The organism is Clostridium tarantellae (assembly GCF_009295725.1).
In the GTDB taxonomy this organism is placed as follows: domain Bacteria; phylum Bacillota; class Clostridia; order Clostridiales; family Clostridiaceae; genus Sarcina; species Sarcina tarantellae.
In genome coordinates this window covers 1-3,070 of sequence record NZ_WHJC01000360.1, presented here as the reverse complement: position 1 = coordinate 3,070, position 3,070 = coordinate 1, and the positions used below count along the sequence as shown (strand labels likewise).

Genomic DNA, 3,070 nt, shown 5'->3' with positions numbered 1-3,070 from the left:
TCCTTGTAAAATTAAGTTTTGGTCGGCAAACCTACTATTATTTTACATCGGAGGTTTTATTTTTTTCTACTCATAGCTATAAGCTTTTTAGAACCACAGGTAAAACCTGTGGTATTCATTAATACAAAAATAAAAAAGGTAGTTTTTAAACTACCTTTTTGGAGCGGGTGATGGGAATCGAACCCACGTAACTAGCTTGGAAGGCTAGGGCTCTACCATTGAGCTACACCCGCATATGGAGCGGAAGACGGGACTCGAACCCGCAACTTTCACCTTGGCAAGGTGACACTCTACCATTGAGTCACTTCCGCATATTAAATTTAAATGAATGGTGCAGGTGAAGGGAGTCGAACCCCCACGCCAAAGGCGCTAGATCCTAAGTCTAGTGCGTCTGCCAATTCCGCCACACCTGCATTCATTGGTGGCTCACCAGGGAATCGAACCCTGGACACCATGATTAAAAGTCATGTGCTCTACCGACTGAGCTAGTGAACCATAATGGCTGGGATAACAGGATTTGAACCTGTGAATGACGGAGTCAAAGTCCGTTGCCTTACCGCTTGGCGATATCCCAATATGGGGTGAACGACGAGACTCGAACTCGCGACAACCAGAGCCACAATCTGGTGCTCTACCAACTGAACTACGTCCACCATATGGTGTACCTTTAGGGATTCGAACCCCAGGCCCACGCCTTAGAAGGGCGTTGCTCTATCCAGCTGAGCTAAAGATACACATTATTTAAACTCTAATTGAGTTTTATGGAGCGGGTGATGGGAATCGAACCCACGTAACTAGCTTGGAAGGCTAGGGCTCTACCATTGAGCTACACCCGCATATAATGTTAAGTTTAATGGTCGGGGTGACAGGGATCGAACCTGCGACCTCATGGTCCCAAACCACGCGCGCTCCCATCTGCGCCACACCCCGATATGGTGTACCTTTAGGGATTCGAACCCCAGGCCCACGCCTTAGAAGGGCGTTGCTCTATCCAGCTGAGCTAAAGATACACATTTATTCGTTCGAGCTGTTATCTCTCGACGACAATAGTTATTCTACAACATACTTTTTATTATGTCAACACTTTTTATTTATATTTTTATATTTTTTTTCAGAAGAGAAAAAATCTCTTCTGAAAATATAGTAAACAAGCCATTTTCTTTAAATATATTATTTTATTTATATGTCTTTATAATATGACTTTATTCCTTTTTCACCTATCTCTAAAAAAGCAATACTAGCAGCTTCATCCTTAGGTAAAGAAGGACTGCCAGGATTTAAAAGCAACATACCTTCTTTTTCAATATTAACTTTTTGATGAGTATGACCAAATAAAACAATATCAACCTGCAACTCTTTACCTTTATAAAATATAGTTGATAGCCCCATCTTTACACTATATTTATCACCATGTGTCATAAAAATTTTTTTATTATTAACTTCAATTATTTGTTCTATAGCCCCTTCATTAGGATAATCACAATTTCCTCTTACGCCATAAACTTCACCATTAAATCCACAACTTAAATATTCTAAATCTATAATATTATCTCCTAAATGTATTAATATATCCGCATCTTTTATTAAGGTTTTAATTTTTTTCATTACATTTGTAATGTTATGTGTATCACTAACTACAGCTATAATCATTTTTAATTACCTCTCTTCTAAATATTGTTTAAGCTTCTCCTTAACTATTTTTAAAGCTCTTCCTCTATGACTTATAGAATTTTTTTCATTTAGGGTCATTTCAGCAAATGTTTTTTTTAATTCTGGAACATAAAATAAAGGATCATATCCAAAAGCTTCCTTACCTATTAACCTCCTTGATATAAAACCATAACTTTTTCCTTCTGCTATCATTTCTTCTCCATCATCAGTTAACATTACTATACAACATGTAAAATTTGCTTTCCTATTCTCATCTTTTACATGCTTTAATTCTTCTAATAATTTTTCATTGTTTTTCTTATCATTTCCATGTTCTCCAGCATATCTTGCAGAATAAACTCCTGGATTACCATTTAAACAATCAACTTCTAATCCCGAATCATCAGCCATTACAATAAATTTTTCTTCTTTTTTATTATTTAAAATTTCTTTTATTTGTTTTGCCTTTTTATAAGAATTTTCTTGAAAAGTACTTCCATCTTCTTCAACATCAACATCTATTTTAGCTTCTTTAAGGGATAAAATTTCTATCTTTAAATCTTTAAGAAGTTCTTTTATTTCATAAACTTTATTTTTATTATTACTTGCTATTATTAACTTTTTCATTTACCTATCCTTTCCTGTACCAATCCATAAACAATCTGTTTTAAGTGTATCTTTTTGATGCTGTATCATTTGTTTAGCACCTTTTTCAGCTAAAGCTAATAGTTCGTTTAATTCTTCTCTTGAAAAAGGTCTTTCTTCACCTGTTCCTTGAATCTCTATAAAACATCCCTCTTCTGTCATAACCACATTCATATCTACAATAGCTTTAGAATCTTCTTCATAGCATAAATCTATTAATTTTTCTTCTTCTACAATTCCAACACTTACTGCGCTAACAAAACTTCTAATTGGATAAATTTCAAATGGTTTTTCTTTATGTAATTTATTAACTGCATCTACTAACGCAACAAAAGCTCCTGTAATAGATGTAGTTCTAGTTCCTCCATCTGCTTGTATTACATCACAATCTATCCAAATAGTTTTTTCTCCTAGTGCTTTCATATCTACTACTGACCTTAAAGCTCTTCCTATTAACCTTTGTATCTCCATAGTTCTTCCATCTACTTTAAGCTTAGCTATATCTCTAATTTTTCTAGTTTGAGTACTTCTAGGTAACATATTGTACTCTGCCGTTATCCAACCTTCCCCGCTTCCTTTTAAAAATGGAGGAACCTTATCCTCTATAGAAGCTGTGCATATAACTTTTGTATCTCCTACTTCTATAAGAACTGAACCTTCAGCATATTTTGTGTAACTTCTAGTAATTTTAACTGGTCTAATTTGCTCTTTTTTTCTTTTAAAATTTCTCATCAACTCTTCTCCTTAAATTCAATATTTATATTATATTTTATTA

Annotated in this window: 3 protein-coding genes and 10 tRNA genes; all 13 read right to left on the bottom strand. The window is 34.4% G+C overall.

Annotated features, from left to right (window positions below):
- Positions 1-159 precede the first annotated feature (159 nt).
- Positions 160-233, bottom strand: a tRNA-Gly gene (locus GBZ86_RS14435).
- 3 nt (positions 234-236) lie between these two features.
- Positions 237-311, bottom strand: a tRNA-Gly gene (locus tag GBZ86_RS14430).
- An 18-nt stretch (positions 312-329) separates the two neighbouring features.
- Positions 330-413, bottom strand: a tRNA-Leu gene (locus GBZ86_RS14425).
- Positions 414-419: 6 nt separating this feature from the next.
- A tRNA-Lys gene (locus GBZ86_RS14420) sits at positions 420-495 on the bottom strand.
- Between the two features lie 4 nt (positions 496-499).
- A tRNA-Gln gene (locus GBZ86_RS14415) sits at positions 500-574 on the bottom strand.
- 3 nt (positions 575-577) lie between these two features.
- Positions 578-653, bottom strand: a tRNA-His gene (locus GBZ86_RS14410).
- A gap of 4 nt (positions 654-657) precedes the next feature.
- Positions 658-734 (bottom strand) — tRNA-Arg (locus GBZ86_RS14405).
- A 28-nt stretch (positions 735-762) separates the two neighbouring features.
- A tRNA-Gly gene (locus tag GBZ86_RS14400) sits at positions 763-836 on the bottom strand.
- Positions 837-854: 18 nt separating this feature from the next.
- Positions 855-930: transfer RNA gene (locus GBZ86_RS14395), tRNA-Pro, on the bottom strand.
- Positions 931-933: 3 nt separating this feature from the next.
- A tRNA-Arg gene (locus GBZ86_RS14390) sits at positions 934-1,010 on the bottom strand.
- 169 nt (positions 1,011-1,179) lie between these two features.
- Positions 1,180-1,650, bottom strand: a complete 471-nt coding sequence (locus GBZ86_RS14385; RefSeq protein ID WP_152891804.1) for a metallophosphoesterase — start codon at positions 1,648-1,650, stop codon at positions 1,180-1,182.
- A 6-nt stretch (positions 1,651-1,656) separates the two neighbouring features.
- Positions 1,657-2,277: an XTP/dITP diphosphatase gene (locus GBZ86_RS14380; protein ID WP_152891803.1), complete on the bottom strand. Its 621-nt coding sequence runs from the start codon at positions 2,275-2,277 to the stop codon at positions 1,657-1,659.
- Complete coding sequence (gene rph, locus GBZ86_RS14375) at positions 2,278-3,027, bottom strand: ribonuclease PH (RefSeq protein WP_152891802.1); 750 nt, start codon at positions 3,025-3,027, stop codon at positions 2,278-2,280.
- Between the last annotated feature and the right edge of the window lie 43 nt (positions 3,028-3,070).

Excerpts from the sequence above, each read along its gene's own strand:
- GBZ86_RS14385 (WP_152891804.1), bottom strand. The coding sequence starts at position 1,650 with ATGATTATAGCTGTAGTTAGTGATACACATAACATTACAAATGTAATG.
- GBZ86_RS14380 (WP_152891803.1), bottom strand. The coding sequence starts at position 2,277 with ATGAAAAAGTTAATAATAGCAAGTAATAATAAAAATAAAGTTTATGAA.
- rph (WP_152891802.1), bottom strand. The coding sequence starts at position 3,027 with ATGAGAAATTTTAAAAGAAAAAAAGAGCAAATTAGACCAGTTAAAATT.